General features: G+C 60.2%; 29 protein-coding genes. 16 read left to right on the forward strand and 13 right to left on the reverse strand.

Annotated features, from left to right (window positions below; genetic code table 11):
• The first annotated feature begins 1 nt into the window (after nt 1).
• On the forward strand, nt 2–1,558 hold the full coding sequence (locus ACSQ20_RS23115) for an NADH-quinone oxidoreductase subunit C (RefSeq protein WP_436024591.1): 1,557 nt from the start codon (nt 2–4) through the stop codon (nt 1,556–1,558).
• Nucleotides 1,558–2,085 (forward strand): NADH-quinone oxidoreductase subunit B family protein, encoded by a 528-nt coding sequence (locus tag ACSQ20_RS23120; protein WP_436024593.1) that lies wholly within the window; start codon nt 1,558–1,560, stop codon nt 2,083–2,085. The genes ACSQ20_RS23115 and ACSQ20_RS23120 overlap by 1 nt, the downstream gene beginning before the upstream one ends.
• Before the next feature lie 11 nt (nt 2,086–2,096).
• Here the strand turns inward: ACSQ20_RS23120 and ACSQ20_RS23125 are convergent, their stop codons facing one another.
• The 3 genes from ACSQ20_RS23125 to ACSQ20_RS23135 all read right to left on the reverse strand — a co-directional run bounded on the left by ACSQ20_RS23125 (nt 2,097) and on the right by ACSQ20_RS23135 (nt 4,008).
• Nucleotides 2,097–2,543 (reverse strand): hypothetical protein, encoded by a 447-nt coding sequence (locus ACSQ20_RS23125; RefSeq protein ID WP_436024595.1) that lies wholly within the window; start codon nt 2,541–2,543, stop codon nt 2,097–2,099.
• Nucleotides 2,544–2,645: 102 nt separating this feature from the next.
• Entirely contained in the window at nt 2,646–2,843 is a 198-nt protein-coding gene (locus tag ACSQ20_RS23130; RefSeq protein WP_436024597.1) for a hypothetical protein, read from the reverse strand.
• Between the two features lie 170 nt (nt 2,844–3,013).
• Nucleotides 3,014–4,008 (reverse strand): IS630 family transposase gene (locus ACSQ20_RS23135; RefSeq protein ID WP_436023739.1). Its coding sequence is split into 2 segments (ribosomal slippage): nt 3,014–3,543 and nt 3,543–4,008, totalling 996 coding nucleotides; the frame shifts between segments, so codons are not numbered across the junction.
• Between the two features lie 210 nt (nt 4,009–4,218).
• Between ACSQ20_RS23135 and ACSQ20_RS23140 the strand changes: the two genes are divergently transcribed.
• Nucleotides 4,219–5,085: a DUF72 domain-containing protein gene (locus ACSQ20_RS23140; protein WP_436024599.1), complete on the forward strand. Its 867-nt coding sequence runs from the start codon at nt 4,219–4,221 to the stop codon at nt 5,083–5,085.
• A gap of 53 nt (nt 5,086–5,138) precedes the next feature.
• Here the strand turns inward: ACSQ20_RS23140 and ACSQ20_RS23145 are convergent, their stop codons facing one another.
• Nucleotides 5,139–6,038 (reverse strand): LysR family transcriptional regulator ArgP, encoded by a 900-nt coding sequence (locus ACSQ20_RS23145; RefSeq protein ID WP_436024601.1) that lies wholly within the window; start codon nt 6,036–6,038, stop codon nt 5,139–5,141.
• Between the two features lie 110 nt (nt 6,039–6,148).
• On the opposite strand from ACSQ20_RS23145, the gene ACSQ20_RS23150 reads away from it, so the two are divergent.
• A complete protein-coding gene (locus ACSQ20_RS23150; RefSeq protein WP_436024603.1) occupies nt 6,149–6,775 on the forward strand; it encodes a LysE/ArgO family amino acid transporter in 627 nt (208 codons plus the stop codon).
• A 109-nt stretch (nt 6,776–6,884) separates the two neighbouring features.
• A complete protein-coding gene (locus ACSQ20_RS23155; RefSeq protein ID WP_436024605.1) occupies nt 6,885–7,070 on the forward strand; it encodes a hypothetical protein in 186 nt (61 codons plus the stop codon).
• Between the two features lie 17 nt (nt 7,071–7,087).
• Here ACSQ20_RS23155 and ACSQ20_RS23160 read toward each other — a convergent pair whose 3' ends face one another.
• The 9 genes from ACSQ20_RS23160 to ACSQ20_RS23200 form a co-directional block, all read right to left on the reverse strand.
• On the reverse strand, nt 7,088–7,951 hold the full coding sequence (locus ACSQ20_RS23160) for a glycosyltransferase family 2 protein (RefSeq protein ID WP_436024607.1): 864 nt from the start codon (nt 7,949–7,951) through the stop codon (nt 7,088–7,090).
• Nucleotides 7,952–8,125: 174 nt separating this feature from the next.
• On the reverse strand, nt 8,126–8,749 hold the full coding sequence (locus ACSQ20_RS23165) for an ANTAR domain-containing response regulator (RefSeq protein ID WP_436024609.1): 624 nt from the start codon (nt 8,747–8,749) through the stop codon (nt 8,126–8,128).
• Nucleotides 8,746–9,921: a transporter substrate-binding domain-containing protein gene (locus ACSQ20_RS23170; RefSeq protein WP_436024611.1), complete on the reverse strand. Its 1,176-nt coding sequence runs from the start codon at nt 9,919–9,921 to the stop codon at nt 8,746–8,748. Before ACSQ20_RS23170 ends, ACSQ20_RS23165 begins: the two co-directional genes overlap by 4 nt.
• 22 nt (nt 9,922–9,943) lie before the next feature.
• Nucleotides 9,944–11,251 (reverse strand): amidase, encoded by a 1,308-nt coding sequence (locus ACSQ20_RS23175; RefSeq protein WP_436024613.1) that lies wholly within the window; start codon nt 11,249–11,251, stop codon nt 9,944–9,946.
• 16 nt (nt 11,252–11,267) lie between these two features.
• Complete coding sequence (locus ACSQ20_RS23180; RefSeq protein ID WP_436024615.1) at nt 11,268–11,975, reverse strand: branched-chain amino acid ABC transporter ATP-binding protein; 708 nt, start codon at nt 11,973–11,975, stop codon at nt 11,268–11,270.
• Nucleotides 11,972–13,780 carry an ABC transporter permease subunit gene (locus ACSQ20_RS23185; RefSeq protein WP_436024617.1) on the reverse strand — a complete coding sequence of 603 codons (1,809 nt, stop codon included), beginning with the start codon at nt 13,778–13,780 and terminating at the stop codon, nt 11,972–11,974. The genes ACSQ20_RS23180 and ACSQ20_RS23185 overlap by 4 nt, the downstream gene beginning before the upstream one ends.
• The gene (locus tag ACSQ20_RS23190; protein WP_436024619.1) at nt 13,773–14,606 is read right to left on the reverse strand and encodes a branched-chain amino acid ABC transporter permease; all 834 of its coding nucleotides are present in this window, start codon (nt 14,604–14,606) and stop codon (nt 13,773–13,775) included. Before ACSQ20_RS23190 ends, ACSQ20_RS23185 begins: the two co-directional genes overlap by 8 nt.
• Before the next feature lie 34 nt (nt 14,607–14,640).
• Nucleotides 14,641–15,810, reverse strand: a complete 1,170-nt coding sequence (locus ACSQ20_RS23195; protein ID WP_436024621.1) for a substrate-binding protein — start codon at nt 15,808–15,810, stop codon at nt 14,641–14,643.
• Nucleotides 15,811–15,849: 39 nt separating this feature from the next.
• Nucleotides 15,850–16,746, reverse strand: coding sequence for a nitrilase family protein (locus ACSQ20_RS23200; protein ID WP_436024623.1), 897 nt, complete (start codon nt 16,744–16,746; stop codon nt 15,850–15,852).
• Between the two features lie 737 nt (nt 16,747–17,483).
• On the opposite strand from ACSQ20_RS23200, the gene ACSQ20_RS23205 reads away from it, so the two are divergent.
• The 11 genes from ACSQ20_RS23205 (at nt 17,484) to ACSQ20_RS23255 (ending at nt 26,908) form a co-directional block, all read left to right on the forward strand.
• Nucleotides 17,484–17,615: a Flp family type IVb pilin gene (locus ACSQ20_RS23205; RefSeq protein ID WP_436025837.1), complete on the forward strand. Its 132-nt coding sequence runs from the start codon at nt 17,484–17,486 to the stop codon at nt 17,613–17,615.
• 74 nt (nt 17,616–17,689) lie between these two features.
• Nucleotides 17,690–18,202 carry a prepilin peptidase gene (locus ACSQ20_RS23210; RefSeq protein ID WP_436024625.1) on the forward strand — a complete coding sequence of 171 codons (513 nt, stop codon included), beginning with the start codon at nt 17,690–17,692 and terminating at the stop codon, nt 18,200–18,202.
• A gap of 12 nt (nt 18,203–18,214) precedes the next feature.
• Complete coding sequence (gene cpaB / locus ACSQ20_RS23215; protein ID WP_436024627.1) at nt 18,215–19,165, forward strand: Flp pilus assembly protein CpaB; 951 nt, start codon at nt 18,215–18,217, stop codon at nt 19,163–19,165.
• 43 nt (nt 19,166–19,208) lie between these two features.
• Entirely contained in the window at nt 19,209–20,597 is a 1,389-nt protein-coding gene (locus ACSQ20_RS23220) for a type II and III secretion system protein family protein (protein WP_436024629.1), read from the forward strand.
• 11 nt (nt 20,598–20,608) lie between these two features.
• Complete coding sequence (locus ACSQ20_RS23225; RefSeq protein ID WP_436024631.1) at nt 20,609–20,983, forward strand: CpaD family pilus assembly lipoprotein; 375 nt, start codon at nt 20,609–20,611, stop codon at nt 20,981–20,983.
• 26 nt (nt 20,984–21,009) lie between these two features.
• A complete protein-coding gene (locus tag ACSQ20_RS23230) occupies nt 21,010–22,227 on the forward strand; it encodes an AAA family ATPase (RefSeq protein ID WP_436024633.1) in 1,218 nt (405 codons plus the stop codon).
• The gene (locus tag ACSQ20_RS23235; RefSeq protein WP_436024635.1) at nt 22,227–23,636 is read left to right on the forward strand and encodes a CpaF family protein; all 1,410 of its coding nucleotides are present in this window, start codon (nt 22,227–22,229) and stop codon (nt 23,634–23,636) included. Before ACSQ20_RS23230 ends, ACSQ20_RS23235 begins: the two co-directional genes overlap by 1 nt.
• Nucleotides 23,633–24,610 (forward strand): type II secretion system F family protein, encoded by a 978-nt coding sequence (locus tag ACSQ20_RS23240; protein WP_436024637.1) that lies wholly within the window; start codon nt 23,633–23,635, stop codon nt 24,608–24,610. Before ACSQ20_RS23235 ends, ACSQ20_RS23240 begins: the two co-directional genes overlap by 4 nt.
• Complete coding sequence (locus ACSQ20_RS23245) at nt 24,607–25,569, forward strand: type II secretion system F family protein (protein ID WP_436024639.1); 963 nt, start codon at nt 24,607–24,609, stop codon at nt 25,567–25,569. The genes ACSQ20_RS23240 and ACSQ20_RS23245 overlap by 4 nt, the downstream gene beginning before the upstream one ends.
• Nucleotides 25,566–26,456: a tetratricopeptide repeat protein gene (locus ACSQ20_RS23250; protein ID WP_436024641.1), complete on the forward strand. Its 891-nt coding sequence runs from the start codon at nt 25,566–25,568 to the stop codon at nt 26,454–26,456. The genes ACSQ20_RS23245 and ACSQ20_RS23250 overlap by 4 nt, the downstream gene beginning before the upstream one ends.
• The gene (locus ACSQ20_RS23255) at nt 26,453–26,908 is read left to right on the forward strand and encodes a TadE/TadG family type IV pilus assembly protein (protein ID WP_436024643.1); all 456 of its coding nucleotides are present in this window, start codon (nt 26,453–26,455) and stop codon (nt 26,906–26,908) included. The genes ACSQ20_RS23250 and ACSQ20_RS23255 overlap by 4 nt, the downstream gene beginning before the upstream one ends.
• The last annotated feature ends 2 nt before the right edge of the window (nt 26,909–26,910 follow it).

A 26,910-nucleotide genomic window follows, 5' to 3' on the forward strand; every position in this document is an offset into this window, starting at 1 on the left:
TATGCGCATCGAGGCATTCGGGCTTCCCAACCTGGTTCGCCTGTCCGCGTTTGCAGGCAAATCCTCCGCTTTTCTCGCACAGGTCGATCATGACATGTGGACCCACACCGCCGGCACGGTGCGCGAAACCGGCGGCCGACTGATCTCCCTCTGGGGTGCTGAGGAGGCTGCGGACGCTTTCGTGATCTCCGCCGCTTACGCACTGGAAGACGGCATCCTGTGGCTTCAGTTGCCGACAGACGATGGACATGGCAACGGATACCCGGATCTATCCTCCATCTTTCCCTGCGCGACGCGTATGCAACGCGGCGTCCACGATCTGCTGGGACTGAACGCGATCGGCGCCGAAGACACAAGGCCGTGGCTGAATCACGGTAACTGGCTTACCGACTACCATCCTCTGCGGAAGCTGTCTTCCGGGACCGAGCGGTTCGAGTCGCAGCAAGCGGATTATCCGTTCGTACCGGTCGCAGGGGACGGCGTCCACGAGATCGCCGTGGGCCCGATCCACGCAGGCGTGATCGAACCGGGGCACTTCCGCTTCTCGGTCGTCGGCGAGAAGGTGCTGCGACTCGAGGAGCGGCTGGGTTACGCGCATCGGGGCATCGAGAAGCTGTTCGAGCAGACGCCTTTGTTGCTCGGGCATCGTCTGGCAGGACGGATCGCCGGAGACACCACGGTCGCCTTTTCGTGGGCCTATTGCATGGCGGTCGAGCGCGCGTTGAACGGACGGATTCCACCGCGCGCGCAATGGCTGCGTGCGCTGCTGCTCGAGCGTGAGCGCATAGCCAACCATCTGGGCGATCTCGGGGCACTGGGCAACGACGCCGGGTTCGCGTACGGACTGGCACAGTTCTCCCGCCTGAAGGAAGATTGGCTCCGGCTGAACGCGCGGTTTTCTGGACACCGCTATCTAATGGATCAGATCGTTCCTGGGGGGGTGGCAACGGACATCGATCCGCACTTCATCACCGCGATGCTGACGCAGTGCGACCAGATTGACGCGCAGGTTCGTGTCATGCAGAACATTTACGACGACCAGTCGGGACTGCAGGATCGCTTTGCAGGCACTGGCATCCTCTCGGCGAAGGTGGCGGAGCATTTCGGTGTGTGTGGGTTGGTCGGACGGGCAAGCGGCCGGAAAATCGATGTGCGCGTCGATCACCCCTACGCGCCATATCACGAGGTTCAGGCGCAAATGATCAGCGATGACCGCTGTGACGTGGCGGCCCGGGTCGCCGTCCGCTTCAACGAGATCTACGAGTCCATCCGGTTGATCCGAACCCTCCTGGACGATCTGCCAAGCGGCGAAATCGTCGCGCAGCTTGAACACGACGGCTCGCCATCCTATGGCGTAGGCTGGATCGAAGGCTGGAGGGGCGATGTGTTCGTCGCACTCGACACCAAGGCCGACGGTGCCATTTCGCGTTGTCACTGCCATGACCCGTCGTGGCAGATCTGGCCAGCCCTGGAACACGCGATCATCGGCAATATCGTTCCTGACTTTCCGCTGATCAACAAGTCGTTCAATCTCAACTACGCTGGACACGACCTGTAATGTGGCAACTTCTCAAACAGATCGCGAGAACCGGCACGCCGGATGAGCGCGCGCCAGAAAGCGATGACGCTTGGCGCACCGAATGCCAGCAGATTCAGCAGAACATACTCGACGTACTAGGTCGAGCGCTGTGCATTCGCGAGATCGACGCGGGCTCCTGCAATGGATGCGAGCTGGAAATCCATGCGCTCAATAGCCCCTACTACAACCTCGAAGGTCTCGGTATCAGGTTCGTCGCGAGTCCCCGCCATGCCGATATGCTGCTCATCACCGGTCCGCTCACTCTGAACATGAAGGAAGCGGTGTCGCGGGCTTACGAGGCAACGCCGCATCCGAAGCTGGTCGTCGCGGCCGGCGAGTGCGCCTGCACGGGCGGCATCTTCACTGACAGCTACGCCGTGTGCGGACCGGTTTCGACGCTCCTTCCGGTCGACGTCACGATACCGGGCTGCCCACCACCTCCCATCGATATCCTGAAGGGCATCCTCGCCGCGCTTCGTGCGAAGCACATGATGCTCCCGCCATGATCCGCAGCGCGTCAATGCCCGTTGCAGAAAACGGCCGTGAGCACGAGAGGGATGACCTGCTGAACGACAGCGTCGCTGCCAGCCTCTCGCGCGCGCATTTCGACCGACTCGGTCGGCCCGACGACTATCACGCCATACGACGAGTCTGTAATGGGTTCGCCGCTTCCCTTCTTGAAGATCGCATCGTCGTGTTGATACCCGAGGACGGCATAGACGCGAAAACCGAACGCCGTCAAGGCGCTGCCGTGCGCCGGTCGAAATGCATTGACCGAATTCGCCTCAACCCGCATCGGGCTCGGATCGATGTATCGATCGTGCACCAGTGGGGCGATGAACGCGTGCGCGCTGGATTTACAGTCGAGTTGCGGGTCGAGCGCGTAGGCACGGCACAGAACTGGAAAGAATCCGGCGCCGATTGCTGTAAGCACGGCTAGCGTTTGGAGAGCGGCCTTTGTCATGATCATCGTGCAAATGGTTCTATTGCATCGCACCATCTCACGTCCAACGGGAAGTGTCTGTACGGCAGCAGTCAATACTCTTTTCACTCGATGCGCCAGGGCTCAAGCGCTCAGGCTCCGCACATACGCCCGGCCGCGCTCAGAGATCTGCCATCCGCCGTTTGGCACCTCTTCAATGAAGTCGCGCTTCCTGAGTTCGCTCTCGATGTCCCACTCCAGCATGAGCGGCCGCTCGCCAGGAGAACGACGGTTGAGTTCGCCCAGCGCTTCAATCGCCTTGGGACTGAGTTCATCTGCCATGACTATCTCCTTCATCGACTCCGGCGCTTCGGAGGTTGCCGAGGCTCGGGGACACTCCATGAAACTTACTGCAAAATGTATTGCTTGCGCAGTTCATTGATGATCTCCGCCGCCGAAATAACGATTTCCTTCACATCTGCATCTTATTGAGACTTCCATAATTCATGACATCACCACAGCGTAGCCTGCATCCAACAAGCGGCAATAATCGAAGGTCGCTTTTGAGCGCTCTTAAGCTTGTTGCGGGCGCTCGCGTGCAGTTCGCTAAGGTCATTGGGGCAGTAGTTGGCCAGCGCGTGGCGCTTCAACCAAGCCCACAGGTATTCGACCGGGTTCATGTCCGGCGCATACGGCGGCAGGAACGCGATCTGGATGTGTCCTTTCAAGCTGTCCAGGTACTCGCGCACCAAACGACTGCGATGCGCCTTCAGGCCATCCCAGATCACCAGCAGAGGCTGCTTCAAGTGGGCCTTGAGCGCTTTGAGGAATTCGACGATCTCTTCCTTCTTGATGCTGCCCTCGTGCAGGCGGAACAAACAGTTGGTGCGCGTGAGCCCGGCGATGACCGAGACGTGATTCCAGTTGAAGTGAAACTGGATGATGGGCGTCTGTCCCTTGGGTGCCCAGGTACGGACTCTGGTCGGGCGCTCGCTGATACCAGACTCGTCCACGAAGACAATTAGTCGGCCTTCTCGTCGGGCTTTTTTTTAAGGGCCGGCCAGGTGCGACGCTTCCAGTTGCGCACGGCATCCTCGTTGCGCTCAATGGCCCGCTTCTCTGGCTTTTGCGGACTAAAGCCCAGCGAACCCAGGATGCGCCAAACTTGCGTCTGGCCAAAGCGAACGCCGTGCATGCGCTCGATGACTGCGCCCACACGCTTGAGAGTCCACAGTTCAGTGCCAAATCCATGCTCGACGGGGCTTTGTAGCAGGGCGGCGCGAACAACCGCCAACTGTTGCTCATCGAGTTGGGCCGGACGCCCTCGCTCGGGCACCTCTCGCAGGGCATCGATGCCGCCTTCATCGAGCAGCCGCTTCCATGAGTACACCGTCTGCCGAGCAACGCCCACAGCCAACGCCACCTCGGCGCAGCCCTTGCCCGCCAGCAGCAGCCGACCAGCCTTCAATCGCTTCTTTGCTGCTTCGCTCAATCGCCTTTGCGCCATGCCAACTTGTCTCCAAGATCGCCCAGGAGGTATAACGCTTGAGACGCTCAACGGTTGTCATGATTTTAGGAAATATCAATAGCTGTCGCGACATTGCCGCCTCTTCGTGTCCGTCGCATTCACTACACGGCACTACAGGCAGCAAATTGTTCAACGAATTTTTAACTCACGACACTAGCCAATGTTCCAACGTACCTGAAAGGAGCCGACATGACGACCGATATGAAACGCCCCCATCGCGTTGCCGCCGCCGAGATCCGTATCGGTATCGGCGGGTGGACCTACGAACCATGGCGCGGGCCGTTTTATCCGGCCGGCCTTACGCAAAAGCGCGAACTCGAATATGCGAGCCGCAAGCTGACATCGATCGAAATCAACGGGACGTTCTACGGCGCGCAAAAACCCGAGACGTTCGCCAAGTGGCGCGACGAAACCCCCGACGACTTCGTGTTCGCGGTGAAAGCGCCGCGCTTCGCCACGCATCGCCGAACGCTGGCGGACGCCGGCGAATCGATCGAACGCTTTGTCACAGGCGGCGTCATGGAGCTCAAGCATAAGCTCGGCCCGATCAACTGGCAGTTCGCGCCGACCAAGCAATTCGATAGTGAGGACTTCGAAGCATTTTTGAGCCTGCTGCCAAAAAACGTCGGGGGCCAAACGGTTCGGCATGCGGTTGAAGTCAGGCATCAGAGTTTCAAGCGCGCCGAATTCGTGGCACTCGCGCGCAAGCATGGCGTTGCCATCGTCATGGCCGGAGACAGCAAGTATCTGCAAATAGCGGATATCACGGCACCCTTCGTTTACGCACGGATCATGGGAGCGGTCGAAGACGAGCCCAACGGATACGACGATGCCGCACTCGATGCCTGGGCCGAGCGCGTGCGACGCTGGGCGTCCGGCGGGATGCCAAAGGGGCTGGACGTAGTCGACCAAGTCGGTGCCGCACCGAAAAAGGCGAGCAAAAGCGACGCTGCCACGCGAGACGTCTACCTCTATGTCATTAGTGGGTTCAAAGCGCACAACCCAGCTGCAAGCATGGCCCTGATCGAGCGTCTTTGCGGCAAGCTCGAGCGGTGAGCATTGAGCGGTGAGCGCTCAGTGCCGCCAGCCGTGCGCCCGCGCCCGCATCGTCAGTCGAGAAACGCTGCCGCGCGCTTTTTCAGCACGGCGCCGAATTCATCGAGCAACCCGATCGAAAGACGCCAGCTCTGCCAATAGAGATCGACATCGAGATGCTTACCGGGCGCGAGTTCAAGCACTTGCCCCGCTGCCAGCGGCCCGGCGATCATCTGCGTCGGACACATCCCCCAACCGAGCCCCGTCAGACACGCTTGCAAAAACCCGCCGACATGCGGCACCCAGTGCACGGGCGGATCGACGACGGCGCGCGTCACGCGGCGCATGAAGCGCGTTTGCAACGCATCCTTGGCATTGAAGACCACGCAGGGTGCGCGCCGCAGCGTGTCGCGGTTCACGCCGCGCGCGAAGTAACGCTTGAAATACGATGGAGTACACACGGCCAGGTAGCGCATGGTACCAAGCCGCATCGAGCGGCACCCCTGCACGGGGCTCGCCTGTGTCGTCACGGCGCCCTGCACACTGCCGTCCCGAATGCGCTGTGCGGTATGGTCCTGATCGTCGATAACGAGATCGAGCAGCGTTTCGCGCTCCACGCAAAATTCCGCGACGGCTTCGACAAACCACGTTCCCACGCTATCGTCGTTGACGGCGACGCGCAGTATCGGCCACGCGTGCGCAAGCGCACCGCTGCCCGGCATCAGCGGCAGGCGGCCAGTCAGTTCCGCCTCGAGCAACCGCACGCGCTCGACGTGACGACACAGCAGCGCACCCGACGAGGTGGCGGTGCAAGGCTGGCCACGCTTGACGAGAATGCTGCCGATGCGCTCTTCGAGCAGCTTCACGCGCTGGGACACCGCCGACGGAGTGACATTGAGTTCATGCGCGGCACGGTCGAACGATCCGTGCCGAACGACGGCTGCAAGCGCGTCGAGCAGTGCGTAGTCGAGCATTAGTATTTCTTAATGTGCCTTACGAGAATTAGCTGTTCTTAGCAACACAACTCGACGCAGACTACGCTGGTTCACTTCGATCGTCTACTCCGTCTACTGACAAAGCATCCATGAACTGGTCCGCGTTCTCGCATGGCGCCGCGCTGTCGGCGTCCCTGATCGTCACCATTGGCGCGCAGAACGCCTTCGTCCTGCGCCAAGGCATCTTGCGCTCGCACGTCGGCAAAGTCGTCGTGCTGTGCGCGTTGTCCGACTTCATCCTGATCGCAGCCGGCGTGGGCGGTGCGGCGGCGCTGGCAACGCGATACCCCACGTTCGTCGACGTCGTTTTATATGTGGGACTCGCTTATCTGGCCTGGTTCGGCATCGGGGCATTGCGCCGAGCGTTAAAGCCCGGACATGCCGTCATGGAAGCACAGAGCGACGGCTCGCCATTGGCGCAGCCAACGCAAAGCGCGTGGGCCGTCATCCTGATGACGGTGGCATTCACTTGGCTCAACCCGCACGTGTATCTCGACGTGCTGCTGCTGATCGGCACAGCAGGCGCACGCGAGCCGCAAGGCGCACGTCTGGCGTTTGCGCTGGGCGCGATGTCCGTCAGCCCGCTCTGGTTTTTCGCGATCGGCTATGGCGCGCGCTTTCTCGCTCCGCTTTTTCGTCGAGCGACAGCGTGGCGTCTGCTCGACGGCGCAACTGGAAGTATGGTTTTGCTCGTTGCAGCCACTCAGCTGCGATAGGCGGGCCACCCGATTCCTTTCGGACTGCTTACTATTGCATAAAGGACGTGCTTGGTATATATCTGGCGCCAACGCTCTGCCAGTAATTTATCGTCAGGAGTGCGCGTTCATGAGAATCAAAATTATTGGATATTGCATCCTCGGGGCCATCGCATTCGCGCTTTTTATTATGATGTGCGCCATTTTGCGCGACGCGATCATCACGCACGATCTCAGCGTTCAAGCGCAGGCCGAAAGCGCCGTGCACGCAACGGAGCCAACGCCTGCCCGATCCGGCCCGCCTATCGGACAGTAGCGCGATGGCAACGGCTTTCAGGGTGGCGGCAGGCGGTCTGCGACGAGGCGGCTAAGGTAGCGGTAATCGCGCGCCAACGCGCTATGCCCTTTGGTCCAGGCGGACAAGAACCGGAAGAAGTGTGGCCCCGAGAGCACGGCTTTTTTCACGCCCCAGACAAAACCGAGGAATTCGTACGAGAGCGCGCGCAGTAGCCGCGGGTTCGCAATCATCGCGTCGAACAGATTGACGTAGATGTGCGAACTCTGATGCTCGACGCCGTAGCTCACGTGCTCGTGATCGTGCGCAGCGCGCGCGGACGGCTCGAACGACAGCCTGACGCCGCTGCTGCGCCAGAGCGCACCCATAAAGCGGTCATCGGAAGTGCGGATCGACTCGTTCCAGGGCTTGGCCAGTGCCAGTTTGCGCGCATAGATGAAAAACGCGCCGATCAGGAAGTCGGGCGACTCACCCGGCTTGGCCGCCCGTCCATAGCCAATCGCGCGCATGACGACCGGGCTGCTCCACGCATCGCCCCATCGCACGCTGCCGGCCACGACGCGATAGCCCGATTGCGCTTCGTAGGTATCGAAAAGCCGGCGAATGGCGCCCGGTTCCACGCAGATATCGTCGTCCACATTGACGATGAGATCGGTATCGGCCGAGCGTGCACAGAAATTCCGAGCGGCAGCGACGTTCTTGCCGTCGTGAAAGCGCAGTTTGACGAAATCGTGACGGCCGCAAACCTCGACGACCTTTTTTTGCAATTCGGGGTCCGGCGTCGAATCACAGACGAACACATCGAACGGCAATTGAGCGCGCGCGACCGATAAGGCCGCGAGGCAGCGCTGCAGTTTTTCCGGACGATTGCGTGTGGGAATGACCACGCTGACGGACGTCATGATTTTCTCCGTTGGCAATAAGACCAAAACCATTAAAACGATTGGGGAATCGCCACCGTCCCTACCTTACTCGTACGAAAAGACACAAAAACATCGCCGCCTCTGATTCGCCGCATATGCGCGATGGTGGCTTCGATAGAAACGGGGCCCGTTGGGCCGCAGCCGATTATTTTTTTATTTTTTTTGCGAACTGTTGGGAAGGCCGAGTTTTTCCATTGCCTCATGCGCATCGATCACCAGTGCGGCGATTTCCCCCACGGTCACGCGCAGGCCTGTCGCTCGCGAGCGCATGTGCTCGTATGCCTCGTTTTCGCTAAGCCGATGTGCTTCCATCAGAATGCGCACCGCCTTCTCGATATGGCGCCGCGCTTTGATCGCCTCCTCGAGCTTGGCGATCTTGCTATGCAAGCGCTGCTGATAACCCGACGATGCGCGCGCGAGAACGAGCGTACTCAAGATGCCGAACGAACGGTAAGGCTTCGTGATCACCCCGTGCGCCTGGGTATCCACGAGCATCTTCAATGCCGTCGGATTCTCGTAGTCCGACAACGCAATCAATGTCGCTGCCGTATCGGCCGCAGACCAGTTGCCCGCGCTGCGCGTTTCGAGGCCAAGAAGAAAGAAAATGACGTCGACATCGACAGGCAATTGCGGCGGAAACGGCCAAAGCACGCGCACAGGGCAGCCGATGCGGCGTAACTGCTCCTCCAGCACGCTGCGGTCGTCGCCCGGTGGGTGAATGATGAGCACGCGAAGCGTGCGCAGGTCATCGAAAAGGCGACGGGCTCCCACGCTCATGCCGATTCCCCATCGAGCCAAAACTCCGAAAAGCCGTATGACGTCAGGTACGGATCGGGTTTGATCGGATTGCGCGCTTCCCAAACGATGTTGAACGAGCCATCCGGGCAGCAGACGGCAATCCGTGGTGTCAGGATCGCATGATTATTCTGTGCATCGATTTTCAGCAAGCCCTCCGGCGAATCGAATTCGACTTCATGCACCGCCTCTACGAGCCTTGCCGTATCGAGGCTGCCGCAACGCGCCAATGCCAGCGCGAAAAGATGCACCTGGTTATACGCCATCTCGGACCACATGCTGGCCGGCTGGTCGCCGAATCGCACTCGCCAGGCGCGCAGGAAACGTTGGTTGCTTGCGCCGCCCAACGTGTTCACGTAGCTGGCTGCGACGATGTGCCCGCCGCATAGCTCCGGTCCGATCATCCGCGTTTCACCTTCGGTCATGGTAAGGCTCGCGATTGGAATCTTGGCGGGGTCGATGCCGCACTCGCGATAACGCTTATAAAAAGCACGCGCACCGCGGCCAATCAGCGTCGAAAATACCACGTCGGGTTCGAGCGCCTTGATTTGCTGTATCACCTCTTCGAACGCCGGAGCATCGGCATGGCTCGGCAAATAGATCTCGTCGATAATTTCGCCGCCATGCTGCTCGACCATGTCGCGCATGATCCGGTTCGATTCTCGCGGATAGATGTAGTCGGCGCCGATCAGAAAAAAACGGCGACCCTGGTTGCGCAGCAGATAGGCCGCCAGTTGCATGCTGTTCTGATTCGGTACAGCGCCTGTGTAGATTACGTTCGGAGAGTACTCGAAGCCCTCATAGATCGAGCAATACCAAAGCAATGCGTTGGTGCGTTCTACGACCGGCAATACCGCCTTGCGGCTCGATGAGGTTGAACAGCCGAAGATGACCGTGACGTCGTCGTCTTGCAGCATGCGTGTGGCGAGACGCCGATATGCATCGGCGTCTCCCGCCGGATCGTAGACAACCGGGTCGAGCAGCCGGCCCAGCACACCGCCCGCCGCGTTGATTTCCTCGATGGCGAATGCCGTGCCAAAGAAATGCTCTGACTCGGTCGCTGACGTCACCCCCGCGCGTGAGTACAGCACGCCGATGCGCCATCCGCTTTCGCCTGGCGATTGCGCCGCGGGCTGCCGCACGTTGTCTTCCATTGCCTCCTCCTTGTTTGTCCGCTTAGTTCGCGCAAACGCGTCCGACCGTTGCCACGATCGCACGCTCGACGAATGCCGCGGCATCGATGCAGCGCGCGTCGTCCCACGGCTGGCCTATCACCTGCACACCGATCGGGCCACCCCGTGCGCCCGACAGCCCCGGCACATTGACGCACGGACAGCCAAGTAACGTCCAATTGCGATTGAACGCGGGGTCACCCGTCGTCGCCAAGCCGTCGGGGGCCTCGTCGGGCGCACTCGGCGTCAGCAATGCCGTGATGCCGTCGAACAGCGTGGGCAACATGCGCCGGGACGCCTCCATCGACGCACGCGCGTTCAGATAAGCGGCCATATCGATACCAGCCGCTTGCTCAAGAAAGTCGGCCAGCGTCGACGATAACTTCGCACGATGATGATCGTATTCGAAGCCCAACGATAGATAAGCTTCGTAGCTTTGAATGATGTGGTGTGCATCGATCAGGTCGGCCATCCACGGGGGGAAGCGCACGCGTTGGACGCGGCCGCCTGCGTGCTCGATGGCTCGCACAGCTTGCTCGAGCACTGCGCTCGCGTTCGCCGACGGCTCGGTCCACGGGTAGCCATCAGGCACACCGAAAACCGGCGGCACGGCGGTGCCGTTTGTTGCGACCTCGCGCCGGGAGAGCACCTGTGCAAGATAAGCTACATCGCCTACACCTGCGCCGAACAGACCAATCGTGTCGAACGACCACGAAAAGCATTTCATGCCAACGGTCGGCAGCATGCCGAAGGTCGGCTTATACCCTGCGATGCCGCAAAACGATGCGGGCCGGATAGTCGAGCCACCGGTTTGCGAGCCGATTGCAAACGGAACGATTCCCGCTGCCACGGCGGCCGCCGAACCTGATGACGATCCGCCAGGCGTACGCGCGAGGTCGCACGGGTTGCGCGTGACAGTGGGCTCCATGAACGCAAATTCCGTCGTGGCGCTCTTGCCGATGATGACGCTGCCGGCACGCCGCAGCAACGTGACGATTGCGGCGTCGCCCGGCGGCTGGTGACCGGCATAAATAGGCGAGCCATAACAAGTGGGCAAGGCTTGCGTGTCGACGATATCTTTCACGACGATAGGCATGCACGCGAGCGGACCGTTCGCTTGCGCTGTCGCTTGCAGCGCGGCCTCTCGCGTGGCAACCGCTGTCATCGCCATGAGGGTAGGCTCGACTTCCTCGATTCGAGCCAACGATTCGAGGACAATTCGTTCCCGTTCGCGAACATTGCCGGCGTTATCGGCATTCCTTCTCAGCAAATTAAGCCCGGACAATGGTCGATACATTGAGGATGCGTTCATCGTGCCTCTCATCACATCACACACGCAGATGTTGGAAAATCGACGCCGCCGCGCCTTCGGCTTTCGCGTCGCCGTCGTCGATGATCTCGCCTTGCTTGAGCACCGCGTAACGGTCGGCCACTTGCAACGCGAACGCAACGTTTTGCTCGATCAACAGCAGCGTCGTGCCACGCTGACTGCGCTCCCATAGCAACGCTTGCGCGAGCCGATCGATCACGGACGGCTGCAACCCCTCCGTAATCTCGTCCAGCAAAATGACAGCCGGCTGCATCATCAACGCGCGGGCCACCAGCAACATTTTCTGCTCGCCGCCCGATAACGTGCCAGCCAGTTGCTTCAAACGGCTGCCGAATACAGGAAAAACAGGCTCGATTTGCGCAAAACGTTCGTCGAACATCGATGCCTTCGGAAGCCCCAAGCGCAAGTTGTCGCGAATGGTGAGATCCTGAAACAACGCATGTTCTTGCGGCGCATAGGCAATGCCTTGCCGTGCAATTCCATGCGGTGCCATGCGCGTGATATCGCGCCCGCCCAAGCGAATCGCGCCGCCTTGTTTCGGCAGATAACCCATGATCGTCTTCAGGAGCGTCGTCTTGCCCATCCCGTTCTTGCCGAGCAACGCCATCGCCTCGCCGCTCGCCACGGTCATCGAGAGTTTGCGCAGCACGATCGACGCTTTATATCCGCTCGTCACGTCACGCAACTCCAACGCAATCCGAGTCATGATGCCTCCCGTTGACCGATACGTTCGTTATCTAACGTAGGTTGCGCCGTGCCTGCATAAATTGTCTTCACCAATTCGGAGTTGACGACTTCGTCGAAATCACCTTGCATCACAATACGCCCTTGATGCAACACCACGATGCGCGTGGCCACCTCCGCAACAAAATCGAGATCGTGTTCGACCAGTAAGCAGCAAAGCTGATACTGATGCGCGAGCGCGGCGAGTACGGTGCCGATTTGCGTACGCTCCGTTTTCGTCAAGCCCGCCGTGGGCTCGTCCAGCAATACGATGCGCGGCTCGAGCGCAAGCACCATCGCCAATTCCAGTGCCTGCTGTTCGCCGTGCGAGAGATCCTTTGCGGCCACACTCAACTTTCGATCAAGATGCGTGGTGCGAACCACCTCCATCGCATAAGGCGGCAACGCAAGCGTCGGCGCCTGACGGAAAAGCGACGGCCGATCGAGACGCGTGCCCGCAATCCTCAGACATTGCGCGACGGTAAGCGTATCGAAAATGTTCGCGTTCTGAAACTTGCGGCCCAGCCCGAGATGAACACATCGATCGGGCGGCAACTGCCCGATATCGTGTCCGCACAACACGACCGTGCCAGCCGAACGTTCGGCGCCGTCGCTCATGCAGCGCATCAGGGTCGTCTTCCCGGCTCCGTTCGGACCGATAAGGCCGACCAGCTCGCCTGCATCGGCATCGAGATCAATGCCTTGCAGCACATTTAGGCTGCCAAAGTGTTTGGCGACATCCTTCATTTGCAATGCCGGCGCGCACGGCACCGCGCGTTGATCGTTGCCGACTGCGCGTTCGATCAATTCGGGTTCGGCCATTGACGCATCCGCGGCGCGTTTGAAGACTTTAACGATCAACGGCACCAGACCCTGCGGCAGCAATACGATCACCGCCACGAATGCAGCGCCGATAATGAGTTGCCACGCGAACGGCATGATGCCGCTCAAGTAGGCCGTCCCCACATTGATCAACAGTGCGCCGACGACTGGTCCCCACAGCGTGCCTCTGCCGCCGAGCGCGACCCAGATGATCAACTGCGTACCGAGGACAAACCCTGCCAGCTCCGGCGCGACAACACCACTGAACGAGCCGTAGCCGAACCCCGCGAGGCCTGCGATTGCCGCCATCGCAATCAGCAGCACGATTTTGACTAACGAGGTATTGATGCCGAGGTACGAGCAGCGCGATTCGTTGTCGCGAATCGCGGCCAGCACGCGGCCACCGTCGCTACGCACGAATAACCATGCAATGGTGGCCACCACCAGCAGCGCGGTGCCGGCAAGCCAGTACCAAGCGTGTAACGACAAGTCGAATGTCTGATAGCCGGTCAGCCCCGAACTCGAGCCCGTCCACGCACCGCCTGAAAGCAACAATTGACTGAGCACGATCGGCAATACCAGCGACATCACCGTTGCGAAAAACGGCGACGCGCCGCGGTAAAACGACAGCCAGCCGAGCAACGCGGCGACGACCGCCGTGGCAACAACAGCCGCGCCCAATGCAAGCACCGCATACGCTGTCGAAAAACCCCCATGCGTAAAGACAATGCCGGCGGCGTAGGCACCGATCCCAAAGAATGCTGATTGTCCGAACGTCAAATACCCGGTGTATCCCCAAAGGACGTCCACGGTGACGGCCACGATCGCGAAGAAAAAGGCTTGAATAAGCACGTTCAACAGATACGAGCCGAATGCGAACGGGCCGGCAATCAGCAAAGCGATAGCCAAGCCGACTGCAATTAGATTGCTCGCGCGCTGCTTCGGCGCTGCAATGACGTTATCCATGAGCGAACCCCTTCGGACGAATGCGCAACGTCAGCGCGGCCAGCACAGCAATGGCCAGCCCGCCGAGCACGGGACTGACGTATGTGCTGATCAATACCTGACACGCACCGAATACAAGGCATGTCACCAGCAAACTGAGCATCGAGTGCCCGGACACCATGACCAACATGAACGCACTGACCAGCCACGGCAATCCCATGTCCGGGTCTACGCTCGAAAGCGGGGTAATGAGTGCACCAGCGAGTGCACCCAATGCGGCGCCCAGGCTGAACGTAATGAATCGGATGCGCCCCGAATGAATACCGAGGCCGCGAGCGAGGTCTTCGTTCATGATCACCGCACGCGTCTTGATGCCGAAGCGCGTTCCCGCGAGCAGCGCGCTCATCAGGGCGCACAACACGAGCGCAATCGGAATCAGCAGCAAGCGGTAGGCGGAATACTCGGTTCCCGCGAGCGCGACGGCCCCTTTCAGCGGCGTCTGGACAAACTGCACCTCGCGGCCGAAGACCATCACGATCAATTGTCCGATCACGATGCCCAGACCCCATGTAGCGAGGATTGCGTCGAGTGGCCGCTTGTAAAGCGGCCGCACGATGACCTGTTCGACGAGCATGCCCACAACGGTGCCAACCACGATTGCGAGCGGCAAGCCAACCCACGGGTTTAGCTTCAATTGCGTGACGACCAGGCTCGCGTATGCGCCCGACGTCAATAGCGCACCGTGGGCGAAATTAACGATTTTCATCACGCCGAAAATCACCATCAAGCCCGATGTCACGATGAACAATACCGCTGCGGTCGAAAAAATGTCGAGTGCCAACACCATGATCTTCTCCAGTCGCAACCGACTTCGATGCTGCCTATTTGATGTTCGGGCACTGCGCGCCCGGATCGACGTTCTGAAACGTCTGCAGGATGTTGATCGAGCCATCGGGCCGGATCTGGCCCAGCCGCATCGCCAACGGCGCATGTCGGCTCTTGTTCATCGCCACCGGCCCACGCGGGCCGTCGAACGAGACCTGGCCCAGCGCCTTGACGACTTTTCCGGCATCCGTTGAACCCGCTTTCTCGACTGCCGCCTTATACAAGAAGAAGGCCTCGTATTGCGGCTCAGACAATTCGTTCGGCGTCTTCATGTCTTTACCGAATTTCTTTTGCATCGCCGCGAGGAATTTCTTGTTGGCCGGCGTATCGATACCCGTCAGATACGAGCCTGACATATACATGCCGGCGGCCGTGTCCCCCATGCTGTTGGCCGTGCCTTCGTCGATTGCCAGGTTGCCGTAGGGCAGCGTCATACCGGCACCTTTGAGTTGCTTGGCGAGCGCGACATTGGGCGCGCCGCCCGCCGTCGCACTGATCAGCGCGTCGGGGTGCACCGATCGAATCTTCGAGAGAATCGGCGTCCAATCCGTGCCGTCGATCGGCAAATACTCTTCGCCAACCACCTTACCGCCGTGCGCTTCGATATACGTCTTCGTGAACGAGAGCATACCTCGGCCGAATGCATAGTCGTTGCCGATCAGATAGAACGTCTTCGCACTCTTGCTTTTAGCGAAGTAGTCGACCACCGGCGCCACCTGTTGCTCGGGCACCCAGCCGTTCACGAACATCCATGGGCTGCACGAACGGCCCTCATAGAACGACGTATAAACGAAAGGCTTCTTGCCGCGTGCCACGATCGGCAGCGCTGCGTTGCGAGCCGCGCTCGTTTCCATCGAAATGATCGCGTCGACATCCTTCTGGAACACCAGCGTGTCGTAGGCCTTTTGCGCGCCGAGCGCGCCGGATGCATCGTCGACGATATCGAGCCGAACCTGACGACCCAAAATGCCGCCCGATGCGTTGATTTCTTCGATAGCCAATTGCGACGATTGAACGACCGCCGGCGCAACAACGCTGTTGGCACCCGATAGCCCCACCGCTACGCCGATTTTGATCGGCTCGGCCGCGAGCACATCGATGCAAGCGCAAGCGGTAACGAACGCGGCGCTGGCGCCGATAACAATACTTCTAGTGAACGGATTCATGAGCTTGTTCCTCTTGGTGGTCGAATGAAGTTATTGCGTTTATGAATCGGAAGCCAACCATCCGGTGCCCAACATCGAGTCATAGACGTCGGTACGCCGGTCGTTCAGTACATGGTTAAACGCGTTCAATTCGCGCTCGGCGCGCGTGCGCGAAAAGTCGATTGCCGCGTAAAGAATTTCTTCCCGATCGATACTGGCCGGGCCCGCGAGGGGCCATCCGTTGCCGGCCACAATCAAACTCTGCCCGATGAACGGCTGGCCACGCTCTATGCCGATGCGATTGGCGCATGCGATCGGCAACCCGTTACTGTGCGCCGCCGCCATCGCAAGCGTGGCGGCCATGGCGGGCCGGTCGGCCGGTTGCGCCGGCATCGGCACCCAGTTGGTCGGCACGCAAACGATATCCGCCGCTTGCATCGCCGCGAGCCGATACGTTTCCGGAAACCAGCCGTCGTAGCAGATGGCGATGGCAATGCGGCCGAGCGGTGTGTCGAAGACGGGAACGCCCAAGTCGCCAGGCTCGAAGAAGCGATTTTCGTGGTTCCAAAGATGCAGCTTGCGATAGACGCCGATATGCCCTGCCGGACCGGCCAGTATCGCTGCGTTGTAAAGCCGCTCGCCCGCGCGCTCGGCGATGCCGGCGACGATATAAACGCCAAGGCGTTGCGCGGCTTGCGTCAGAAGCTGCGCGCTGGCACCGTCCGGGAGCGGTTCCGCGAGCGCCAGTGCTTCTTCGCGATCCGCGAATACGTAGCCTGTGTTGGCAAGCTCAGGTAGGACGACTAACGATGCGCCGTGGCTCGCTGCCGTTTCGATATGCCGAATACAGCGGGCGACGTTGTCGTCTTTCTCGCCGATGTGCGGCTCCATCTGCACGCATGCGATAACCAACGGTTCGATGGAGGGTGGCCCGGACGAATACTGCGACATCATCATTTGTTCTCCAAAAAGCAAAAAGCCCCCGAACCTGCGCTGAACGCGAGTTCGGGGGCTACATAGCCTTCCATATGTGGCACGGCAACATTGCCGCGGAGCCGCCGGTACAACAGTGCAATGCAACCGATGGCGGCTCGATCGGTGCGAATTTATGAAGCCAAATTCAGAATGTCAAGTGGTTTGATCATCGAGCGGCTTCGCTTCGCCAAGGCCGCCAATGATCGTGCAATGCGAACCTGCGAGTTGCGCAAGAAAGTTCCGAATACCGCAAAACGGTGGCGCCGTTTTTTTCATTGGATTTCTTGAAAATTGTCATAACATACGTTTAATTGAAGCTGCACGCGTCGCCAACATATATATACGCTTCATACGCTCGGTATGAAGAAGCTCTTTTATTGACTGCCGCTAACGAGCGCGGATTGGGTAGATGCGCCTTAAAATTATCGAAAAAGATATGCGAAACCTATGAATACCGGGGCGCTGACGCGTGCCGCGGACCTTCTTACCCGCACGTGCCAGCCGCCTGATTTAAACGGCCGAGTTCATCGATAACCGATGCTTTTTGATGTTCATCGAATGGGAAGTCGCAATATGCTGTTTGATTTTTTGCGGTGCCATCGTTTATCCGCTCATCTGACCGAATTTTCGCTACCTTTTCTTGAAGGAGAAAAAGAATGCGCGCGTTTCTAAAATCCTTTCTGAAAACGTTTATACGTGACGACCGTGGCGTCAGCGCCATGGAATACGCGGTCCTCGCTGGCATCGTCGTCATCGCGTTGGGTGCCATGGCAGCCACCTTCAGCACCAACATCAGCACGATGTTCACCAACTTGTTCACGCAAGTCACAACCTCTCAAAACAAAGCATAGTGCGCGCGACTGGGAGGTCCGGTGCGCCAGTACGTCAGACGTTCGCGCCATGTCCATGTTCTGGAGTCATGCCGATGGTGTCGCTACTGTCTACTGTCATCCGCCTCGCGGTCGTTTGCACGCTGCTATGGCTCGCCGCGTTCGATGTGCGTTGGCGGCGTCTTCCGACCAACGCAATCCTGACGGTCGGTGCGCTGTTTTGTGCCAACGCGCTCGTCATCCGGATGTCGATCGACGATGTACTCGCTCATCTGCTGCTGGCGCTGGCCGTTTTGCTGATCGGTGCCGCCCTTTTTCTTGCGAACCTGCTCGGCGGTGGTGACGCAAAACTGGCCGCGGTGATTTTTCTATGGGTTGGGCCGGGTCTTTCGTTACCGGCCTTGGCAATCATCTCAGTGATTGGGCTCGGCATCGCGCTAATCAGTCTTGCCGCGCAACACATCGACCCGAAACAGGACGCCTCCCGGATGCGGGCGCTCGCCATGTTATCCGGCGCACGCGGTGTCCCCTATGGCGTCGCACTGTCACTCGGGGGCGGCGCCATCATCGCTTTGCCCACAGTGACGCATGTGTTGCTCGTGCTTTAGGACCGCCTTCCCGTGTCCAACCTGATCAAATTCGGCTTGCTCTTTGTCAGCGCCATCCTGATTGCGCTGATTGTCCGCATCGTGGTTGCCGGCATCTCGCGCCCAGCGACCTCCGTGCCGAGCACCGAACAGGTCCGTGTCAGCGCCGCCGATTTACCACAGGGCCTGCTGTTGCGTGACGAGGATGTCGCCTGGAAACAAATGCCCATTACCGATATTCCCCCCAACGCTGTCATCCGCGGTGATTCCAACGCCGTCGAACTCAAAGGCGCGCTGTTGCGTCGCCCGATAGCAAAGGGCACCGTACTTGTCGCGGACGACGTCATGCTGCCCAGCGCTCCCGGCTTTCTTGCGGCCACGCTCAAGCCCGAGATGCGCGCAGTCTCGGTCGCCGTTGACGACGTATCCGGTAACGCGGGACTGATTCAGCCTGGCGACTACGTCGACCTGCTGTTGACGCAACAGATGGACCGCCGGACCGATTCGCCGGACTTCGCTGTATCGAGCGAAACCGTCGTCGAGCATGTTCGGGTGCTGGCAGTTGGCTCGGAAATAAAGCGGCCGAAAAGCGGTGAGACGCCTGACGCGAGCAACCGTGCCCGTACGGTTACGCTGGAAGTCACGCCACGCATGGGCGAAGTCGTGTCCGTGGCAGCGCACCTCGGCAGCTTGTCGCTCGCATTGCGCAGCTTCGCAACCGCTACCCGGAATCCGAGCGCATCGATGCAGCCCGTCTCGCCGCCGTCGCCGGTTTGGGCCGGAGACATTTCAAGCGCTGTACGTGAGCTGCCTCGCTCACACGGGCCTCAACTTGCGAGCGCTGGCCCAAGATCGACCTCGCCGCCTACGGTGACGATATACAGAGGGTCCGAAAGAAACGATGCGCTGTCGAGCGGCGCACCGTCAACCGGCGCAGCAGGAAACAACGTACCGCCCGTGCCGTCTCTTCCAGTGCCGCACTGACATGCAGAGGGAGCATAACGCTCACTCATAAGGATCGAACGTCATGACAGCGAAGCGCAGTTCGGCCAGCGTTCGTTTGATGCTGATGGCTTGCGCCGTCCTGGCAAGTGGAGCCATCGCACGCGACGCCCATGCCCAAGCGGCCTCAGCTCACCCGCCGCCATCGCTCGCAAACGCATCGAACCATTCATCGGGCACGTTGACCGTGGGCGCGGGCAAAGGCACGCTCGTGAGGCTAAACGAGAATGCAAGCGCGGTGTTCGTCGCCGACCCCGCGATCGCCGACGTTCACGTGCCGTCGCCAAAGACTGTTTTCGTACTCGGCAAGAAGGCAGGCGCGACGACGCTGTATGTGCTCGGCGTGGACGGCAAGACGCTTCTTCAGCAAACGGTGCTGGTAAGCCGCGACATGGATGCGCTGCAGAGCGCGCTCGCGGCGCGCTTCCCTAACATGCATGTGCAACTGAGCGCCAGCCCTGGTTCCCTGATGGTTTCAGGCCAAGCCGCATCGGCGGCCGATGCCGATGCGATGGTACAAACCATTTCACCCTATCTGGCGGACAAGGAAGTTCTCGTCAACCGAGTGACGATCGATCGTCCGCTTCAGGTGCAGTTGCGCGTTCGCATCACCGAAGTCGACCGCAATGTGACGGAGCAACTCGGTATCAACTGGGCATCGATTGGCTCGTCGGCCGGGCACTTCGCCGCCTTCGGGATCTTCGGCTACGGCTACTCCGGCTCCACCGGCAGCACGGTCACGAAAGCTCGCAACACGAGTATTCAGGCGCTCGTCGATGCATTGAGCCAGGAGGGGTTATTGACTGTGCTTGCCGAACCCAACCTCGTCGCTTTGTCGGGACAGACAGCCAGCTTCCTCGCCGGTGGAGAATTTCCGATTCCGATATCGCAGGTGAATGGCGCGATCAGCGTGGAGTTCAAACAGTTCGGTGTGAAACTCGATTTCACGCCAACCGTCATGAGCGAACATCGCATCAGTCTGAAGGTTCGCCCCGAAGTCAGTCAAATCGATACGACCGCCGGCGTCACGACCAACGGCCTCACCGTGCCGGGCTTGAGCGTGCGCCGCGCCGAAACAACGGTCGAGCTTGCGAGCGGGCAAAGCTTCGCAATCGGCGGCTTGCTGCAGACCAACACGACCGACATCGTTTCACAAGTGCCAGGGTTAGGATCGATTCCCGTTCTGGGCAAACTTTTTTCGTCGACCAATTACCTCAATAACAAGACTGAACTCGTCATCATCGTGACGCCGTATTTCGTCGAACCGACTGACCCCGCGAAACTCCGCACCCCGCTCGATTCGTTGATGTCCCCAAGCAGCGACGTCGAGTACAGCTTCAGGCGGGACTCCGGCGATACGTCCACCCCATCCGGGCAACCGCGCCTCGTGGGTGCGGCCGGGTATGTCTACTAAGCGGAACAGCCATGATCTCAGCACGCTCGATCGCGCTCATGCTGGTGTGCATCGCGGCGGCCGGCGTCGGCGGATGCGCCAGGCCGCCGAGAACGATGCCCGAGGCGTCGGTCATCCCGTTCGACGGACGCTTCGCCTTGCCGCCCGATTGCGCTCGGCTGGCGCGTCCTTCAGTACTGACCGACGCGGGCATGAAACCGCCCGATATGGCATGGGGTTGTGCGACCTATACGAATCTGGCCGCACAGGTCGCCTATCCGCAAGACATCGTCAAGCCCGGACCACTCGGACCTGCCGACGCAGCCGTCGCCGCGAGTGCCGTGCACCGCTATCAGACCGAGCGTGTGACACCGCTCGACAAGACGACGACGCGCGATTCCCGTTAACGGGCGCGAAACTCACGAAGGCCACCATGAGCACCGAATTCAGTTTTCGCAAAGGAACGACGGCAACCGGAATCGTCGACTTCATCGCGTTCGTCGCGGATCGCGATACAGAACAAGTGCTGAAACACTATGTACTCGAACATGCGATCACCCATGCGCACGTGGCCATCGGCAGCATCGACGATGCAATCGCATACCTGTTGAAAATCGAACGCTCGCCGTTGTTTTTGCTCGTCGACCTTCATGGCTCGACGATGCCGCTCTCCGATCTTGGACGGCTCGCGGAAGTCTGCGAACCTTCGGTTCAGGTCGTCGCGCTCGGTGAACGCAATGATGTCGGGCTCTTTCGCAGTTTGCTCAAGCTAGGGGTGCGTGATTATCTGGTCAAGCCGCTGACCGTGGAGTTGCTCAACCGAACCGTCAGCCTCGCCGACGGCAAGATCAATACCGTCGTGCAAAGCCGTGCCGGCAAGACCATCGTGCTTGTGGGCACGCGAGGCGGTGTGGGCGTCACGACAATCGGGCTGAATCTCGCCCGCCATCTCTCTGAGGACACGCATCGCCGCGTCGCATACGTCGATCTCAATGTCTACGGCGGCGCCGCGAACAACATGCTCGGTATTCAAAGCAACAATGGCCTGACCGACGTCCTGCAGAACGTGCATCGGCTCGATCCGCAGTATGTGGAGCGCACGCTCGTTGCGAAAGGCAACCGGCTGTTCGTTCTATCCTCCGAGCTCGACTACGGCACACCGAGGCCGTTTCAAGCGGGCGCACTCAAACGCGTGCTCGAGGTGCTTCGCGACAGCTTCCATTACGTGATGCTCGATGCGGGCAACCGCGCCGATCCGCTGACGGGCGAAGCGTTCGATCACGCTTCGCGCGTCTTTCTGGTGGCCGACCGGACCGTGCATTCGTCACGTGAGACGCTTCGCTTGCTTCGCTACATCGAAAGTCGTGACGCCGATCCGAGCGCATCGGTGCTGCTCAATAACCCTAACGCCGCGACGGCGGGAAAGGTGCAAGCCGCCGATTTCATGACGATCGTGGGACGCACCGTACGGCATGAAGTCCCATACGAACCGAAGGCGATATCGATTGCCGAAAATCTCGGCGAAGCACCCGATGAAAAAACCGCCAGCGGTTTCAATCAGGCGATCGTCAGTATCGCGAGCGACCTGACTGGCCAGCACAAGGTAGCGGAGCGCAGCTTGCTCCAAAAGCTCGGCTTGGGGAGGCACTGATGTTCGGGCAAAAGCAGATTATTCGTCCGGAGGTCGTCGCGCCGCAGGCCGATCCGGCCGCGAGGGCGACTGTCGCGCCGCCTGCTGCCGCCGATAGCGCGGTCCCGGCTTTGCCGATGCGCTCATCGTCAGTGCAGGGCAACGAAGGATTGGTCCGCTCCGATCTTTTCAGGACGATCCGCAATGGTGTATTCGCCTCGATGAACGCATCGGCTGCGGTTGGCAAGACGCGTGAGCAGATGAAGGCCGGCGTCGAACAACTCGTCCTTGAAATCGCCGCTCGTGAGCGGCTGAACGTGACGATCGCGGAGCAGACGCAGATTGTCGGCGAACTGCTCAACGACATGTTCGGCGTAGGCCCGATCGAACCGCTGCTCGCGGACGACACCGTGACCGACGTGCTCGTCAACGGGCCCGATCAGGTTTATGTCGAACGTCACGGCCGGCTCGAGTTGACGCCGTACAAGTTTCGCGACAATGCGCACGTCGTCAGCGTGGCGCAGCGCATAGCGGCCGGCGTCGGCCGCCGCGTGGACGAAAGCAGTCCCATGGTGGACGCGCGCCTTGCGGACGGCAGCCGGGTCAACGTCATCTTGCCGCCGCTCGCCATTCATGGGGCGTGCATCGCAATCCGCAAGTTTTCGAAACGCAATATCACGCTGCACAGGATGGCCCAGCAGGGCAACTTGTCGGCGCAGATGAGCACCGTGCTCAAGCTTGCCAGCACGTGCCGCCTCAACATCGTTGTATCGGGCGGCACGGGGTCCGGCAAGACGACGCTGCTCAATGCGCTGTCACACTTCATAGGGGATGGCGAACGCGTGATTACGATCGAAGACGCGGCCGAACTGCAACTTCAGCAGCCGCATGTCGTCAGCCTCGAAACGCGTCCTGAAAACGCGGAAGGGCTCGGTGGCGTCGCCCAACGCGATCTGGTCCGCAATGCATTGCGGATGCGGCCAGACCGCATCATTCTCGGCGAAACGCGAGGGCCGGAAGCCTTCGATGTACTGCAGGCGATGAATACTGGCCATGACGGTTCGATGACGACGATTCACGCGAACACCCCGCGCGATGCGATCACACGCATGGAGAGCATGGTCATGATGGCGAATGCCAATCTGCCGCTGATGTCTATTCGCAGGCAGATTGCGAGCGCCGTGCATCTGCTCGTGCAGATCGAACGGATGCGCGACGGCGTGCGGCGCGTCACGCGGATTACGGAACTGGTCGGAATGGAGGGCGACGTGATCATTACGCAGGATCTGTTCACGTTTCGCTATGACGCGAGCGCCTATAACGAGGAAGTCAAAGGGTTCTTCGAAACGGCGGCGCTCAGACCCGCGTTTTGCGAGCGAGCTGCCTATTACGGCGTCGAAGATGCACTGCTGGAGGCCATGAAGCCATGACGTCGATCGATCTCGTCACGCTTGCCTCGTTCGCGTGCGCGCTGTTGCTCGGCGTGATGGTGATTACCGTTCAAGACCTGCGCAATAAGCGGCCCGACGCGCAAATCAGGATGCGTGCGCTTCAAACTTCTTCGGTTCGGAACAACGGGCCCGCGCAAGCTTCGGGGGACATCGACGCAGCCCTCTTCAAGGTGAATCGGCAGGGCAACACCATCAGCCGCTGGTTCGAGCCACGGGTTGCACGCCTTAAGACCGTTGCCGGTGCGAATGGCCTTCGTATCGTGATTGGCGCTGCGATTGCGGGCGCACTTCTCGCACTGGCAATGGCACGCTTCATGCCCCTTCCGAGCATCGTCAAATTGCTGCTGCTGCCGGCCCTTCCGCTCTTTTGCGCCGCGCAGGCGTACCGTTTTCTCGTCGCCCGCTTCCGGCAACGCTTTCTCGATCATTTCCCGGACTTGATCGACATGATCGTGCGTGCGGTGCGTGCCGGCGTGCCCGTTACGCATGTCATCGGTGCGGCCGCCGACGAATGTCCGGAGCCGCTGCGTCACGAATTCAGATTGATGGGCGATGCGTTGCAGCTCGGCATCGATCTTGACGAAGTGTTGACCGTTGCCATGCGTCGAATCGAAGTCACGGACTTCTCTTTCTTTTGCGTGTGTCTGCTGCTGCAACGCGAAACGGGCGGCCAACTGGGGGAAACGCTTGAAAACCTGGCCGCCATTGTTCGGACGCGCGGCGAAATCCGCATGAAAACGAAGGCGCTAACGGCGGAAGCGCGAATCACGACCAGAATTCTCGCCGCCATCCCCGTGGTTATCGTGCTGGCCTTATACGGTCTGAATCGCGCCTACATCATGGTGTTGTTCGATCGGCCCGCCGGGCACAAGCTGTTGAGCTTTGCATTGATCTCGGTGGTGATCGGCATCGCGGTGATCAACAAGATGTCCAAACTCGATACCTCGCGATGAGCCCAGCCAATTTGGAAACATGGATCGACTTGCTGATGCTCGCGGCATTGTTCGGTGCGCTCGCGTTGTGGTGGGCGGCGAAGCGCGGCGGCCGGCGCGGCAGGATCGTCGAACGTGCGCGTAAAGCGGCACTGAGCCTGCGTTCGGAATCGTCGCCGGGAGACGTCGACAGCGAGGAACCCGGGCTACGCGCGAAGCTCGTGCGACGCCTCGCTACGCTCGGTGACAGGCTGCCGCTATTCGACGAGGCGTATCGCGAGGCGCTCGGCAAGCAAATGGTGCGTGGCGGTTATCGCGGAAAATTGGCAGTTCCTGCTTTGATTGCGATCAAGTTCCTCTTTGGCATCGCATCTGCAATATTGGCGATCGCGCTGGTTTCGCATGTTCCCCGTGTCGGCGGCTTTGCCGCGGCCCGCGGCATCGCGATGGTGTTCGCGTTCATCGTCGGGATGATCGTCCCGGAATATGCGCTTGCGTGGCGCGCCCGACAGCGCCGTCGCGCGATGGCGGCCTGTCTGCCCGATGCGCTCGATCTGCTCGTGATTTGCACCAACGCCGGCAATAGTCTGGCGGTGAGCATTCGTCGTGTCGCCGATGAACTGAGCTCGATCTGCGCGCCGCTTTCCAGCGAGTTTTCGCTGACTGCCGACGAGTTGAAACTATCGGGCGACAACACGCGTGCGCTCAATGCGCTTGGCGAGCGGATCGATTTGCCGTCTATCCGCTCGCTGATTTCCGCGTTGACGCAATCAATGCGGTACGGCACACCGATCACTCAGGCACTGCGAACCTTGTCCCGCACCGAGCGGCTGGCTCATATCGTCTCGCTCGAAGAGAAGGCAGCCAAGCTCGCACCAAAAATGGTGCTGCCGATGATGGTCTTCATCCTGCCGGCTGTCGTCGTGATTGCCGCCGGTCCCGCGGTTATTCAAGTTCTCGAGTTCTTCGCCCGACAATGAAAAACGTTGAACTGCGAATCGCACTTCGCGCAGCATCGCTGATCCGCATAGCTTGCTGCTGCGCGGCGCTTCTCGCGGCAAGCGCCTGCACGACGACCTACCATGTCTCGGAAGCCCACGCGGTGACGCGCCACACCGCGCCCGATGCGATCAGCGAATTGCGCATTGCCGACACAGCCCTCGGCTCGGGCAACACGGAACTCGCCACGACGATCTACGACAAGATCGTGGCAACCGACCCACGCTCGGTCGCCGGCCTGACTGGCCTCGGCGACACGCTCTATACGGTCGGCGACTTTACGCGCGCTGCCGTCTACTACGAGCGGGCACGACAAGTCGATCCAGCCGCAATCGCGCCGATGATCGGCACTGCACGTGTGGCCATTCGTCAACGGCGCTTTGACGACGCCATCCAGGTTTATCGAAAAGTGCTGACGCTGGCACCCGATGCCCCCCTTGCCTCGGCGGGCCTCGGCGCGGCGCTCGACTTGAAGGGCGACCACGCGGCCGCACAAGCCGTGCTGCGGCATGCGCTCGAGGCCAATCCCGGCGATCCGGGCTTGAGCGTGAACCTTGGGTTATCACTGACGCTTGCCGGCAATCCGCGGGACGGCGCAAACGTATTGCTCGACGTGACGCGTTATCCTGGCGCGCCGCCCCAGGCGCGCCAGGACCTCGCTCTCGCGTATGGTCTGCTCGGCAACACGGAAGCGGCGGCGGCCCTTCTCGGACAAGATCTGCCGAAGGCATCGGTGCAGGACAACCTTCGCTTCTACCAGATTCAACGCGGCCGCGGCGACAAGCCGACAACGCCAGCGATAAGGGGATCGGAAGCGAGCGGACGCAACATCACGTCGAGCACGAATCCGCCGATCATCGCTCGATGAAAACCGCAATGCTCGTGTCTCGCCATTGCCACATAAGCCGCCTTCGTCGCGCAAGCGGAGGCTCGGCGGCAATCGAATTCGCCATTCTGCTGCCATTCCTGATCATGGTTCTGGTTGGGATCATCGACATCAATCTCATTTTTTATGACGACGCGATCATTACCAATGCAGCGCGCGCCGGCGCCCGAGCCGGTACAGTCCTTCAGGTACCTCCGCTGACAACGACTCAAATCGCCGCTATCACTACCTCATATGCGCAAAACAGCTTGGTCACCGGCGGAAGCCCGACGTCGCCGACGGTGACGGTGACTCAATCGAATGGATCAACGTCAGGGAGCACGCTGCAAGTCGCGGTTTCGTACACATACCAGGGACTGTTGCTCGGTTCAGCGTTCAGTGCTTTGGCCAGCCCCATCGTTCTGAATGCCACCGCAGTGATGGTTTATGAATAGGC

Origin of the sequence: Trinickia sp. LjRoot230, assembly GCF_964253315.1 — a bacterium.
Lineage (GTDB): Bacteria > Pseudomonadota > Gammaproteobacteria > Burkholderiales > Burkholderiaceae > Trinickia.

Excerpts from the sequence above, each read along its gene's own strand:
- ACSQ20_RS23115 (WP_436024591.1), top strand. The coding sequence starts at position 2 with ATGCGCATCGAGGCATTCGGGCTTCCCAACCTGGTTCGCCTGTCCGCG.
- ACSQ20_RS23120 (WP_436024593.1), top strand. The coding sequence starts at position 1,558 with ATGTGGCAACTTCTCAAACAGATCGCGAGAACCGGCACGCCGGATGAG.
- ACSQ20_RS23125 (WP_436024595.1), bottom strand. The coding sequence starts at position 2,543 with ATGACAAAGGCCGCTCTCCAAACGCTAGCCGTGCTTACAGCAATCGGC.
- ACSQ20_RS23130 (WP_436024597.1), bottom strand. The coding sequence starts at position 2,843 with ATGGCAGATGAACTCAGTCCCAAGGCGATTGAAGCGCTGGGCGAACTC.
- ACSQ20_RS23140 (WP_436024599.1), top strand. The coding sequence starts at position 4,219 with ATGACGACCGATATGAAACGCCCCCATCGCGTTGCCGCCGCCGAGATC.
- ACSQ20_RS23145 (WP_436024601.1), bottom strand. The coding sequence starts at position 6,038 with ATGCTCGACTACGCACTGCTCGACGCGCTTGCAGCCGTCGTTCGGCAC.
- ACSQ20_RS23150 (WP_436024603.1), top strand. The coding sequence starts at position 6,149 with ATGAACTGGTCCGCGTTCTCGCATGGCGCCGCGCTGTCGGCGTCCCTG.
- ACSQ20_RS23155 (WP_436024605.1), top strand. The coding sequence starts at position 6,885 with ATGAGAATCAAAATTATTGGATATTGCATCCTCGGGGCCATCGCATTC.
- ACSQ20_RS23160 (WP_436024607.1), bottom strand. The coding sequence starts at position 7,951 with ATGACGTCCGTCAGCGTGGTCATTCCCACACGCAATCGTCCGGAAAAA.
- ACSQ20_RS23165 (WP_436024609.1), bottom strand. The coding sequence starts at position 8,749 with ATGAGCGTGGGAGCCCGTCGCCTTTTCGATGACCTGCGCACGCTTCGC.
- ACSQ20_RS23170 (WP_436024611.1), bottom strand. The coding sequence starts at position 9,921 with ATGGAAGACAACGTGCGGCAGCCCGCGGCGCAATCGCCAGGCGAAAGC.
- ACSQ20_RS23175 (WP_436024613.1), bottom strand. The coding sequence starts at position 11,251 with ATGAACGCATCCTCAATGTATCGACCATTGTCCGGGCTTAATTTGCTG.
- ACSQ20_RS23180 (WP_436024615.1), bottom strand. The coding sequence starts at position 11,975 with ATGACTCGGATTGCGTTGGAGTTGCGTGACGTGACGAGCGGATATAAA.
- ACSQ20_RS23185 (WP_436024617.1), bottom strand. The coding sequence starts at position 13,780 with ATGGATAACGTCATTGCAGCGCCGAAGCAGCGCGCGAGCAATCTAATT.
- ACSQ20_RS23190 (WP_436024619.1), bottom strand. The coding sequence starts at position 14,606 with ATGGTGTTGGCACTCGACATTTTTTCGACCGCAGCGGTATTGTTCATC.
- ACSQ20_RS23195 (WP_436024621.1), bottom strand. The coding sequence starts at position 15,810 with ATGAATCCGTTCACTAGAAGTATTGTTATCGGCGCCAGCGCCGCGTTC.
- ACSQ20_RS23200 (WP_436024623.1), bottom strand. The coding sequence starts at position 16,746 with ATGATGATGTCGCAGTATTCGTCCGGGCCACCCTCCATCGAACCGTTG.
- ACSQ20_RS23205 (WP_436025837.1), top strand. The coding sequence starts at position 17,484 with ATGGAATACGCGGTCCTCGCTGGCATCGTCGTCATCGCGTTGGGTGCC.
- ACSQ20_RS23210 (WP_436024625.1), top strand. The coding sequence starts at position 17,690 with ATGGTGTCGCTACTGTCTACTGTCATCCGCCTCGCGGTCGTTTGCACG.
- ACSQ20_RS23220 (WP_436024629.1), top strand. The coding sequence starts at position 19,209 with ATGACAGCGAAGCGCAGTTCGGCCAGCGTTCGTTTGATGCTGATGGCT.
- ACSQ20_RS23225 (WP_436024631.1), top strand. The coding sequence starts at position 20,609 with ATGATCTCAGCACGCTCGATCGCGCTCATGCTGGTGTGCATCGCGGCG.
- ACSQ20_RS23230 (WP_436024633.1), top strand. The coding sequence starts at position 21,010 with ATGAGCACCGAATTCAGTTTTCGCAAAGGAACGACGGCAACCGGAATC.
- ACSQ20_RS23235 (WP_436024635.1), top strand. The coding sequence starts at position 22,227 with ATGTTCGGGCAAAAGCAGATTATTCGTCCGGAGGTCGTCGCGCCGCAG.
- ACSQ20_RS23240 (WP_436024637.1), top strand. The coding sequence starts at position 23,633 with ATGACGTCGATCGATCTCGTCACGCTTGCCTCGTTCGCGTGCGCGCTG.
- ACSQ20_RS23245 (WP_436024639.1), top strand. The coding sequence starts at position 24,607 with ATGAGCCCAGCCAATTTGGAAACATGGATCGACTTGCTGATGCTCGCG.
- ACSQ20_RS23250 (WP_436024641.1), top strand. The coding sequence starts at position 25,566 with ATGAAAAACGTTGAACTGCGAATCGCACTTCGCGCAGCATCGCTGATC.
- ACSQ20_RS23255 (WP_436024643.1), top strand. The coding sequence starts at position 26,453 with ATGAAAACCGCAATGCTCGTGTCTCGCCATTGCCACATAAGCCGCCTT.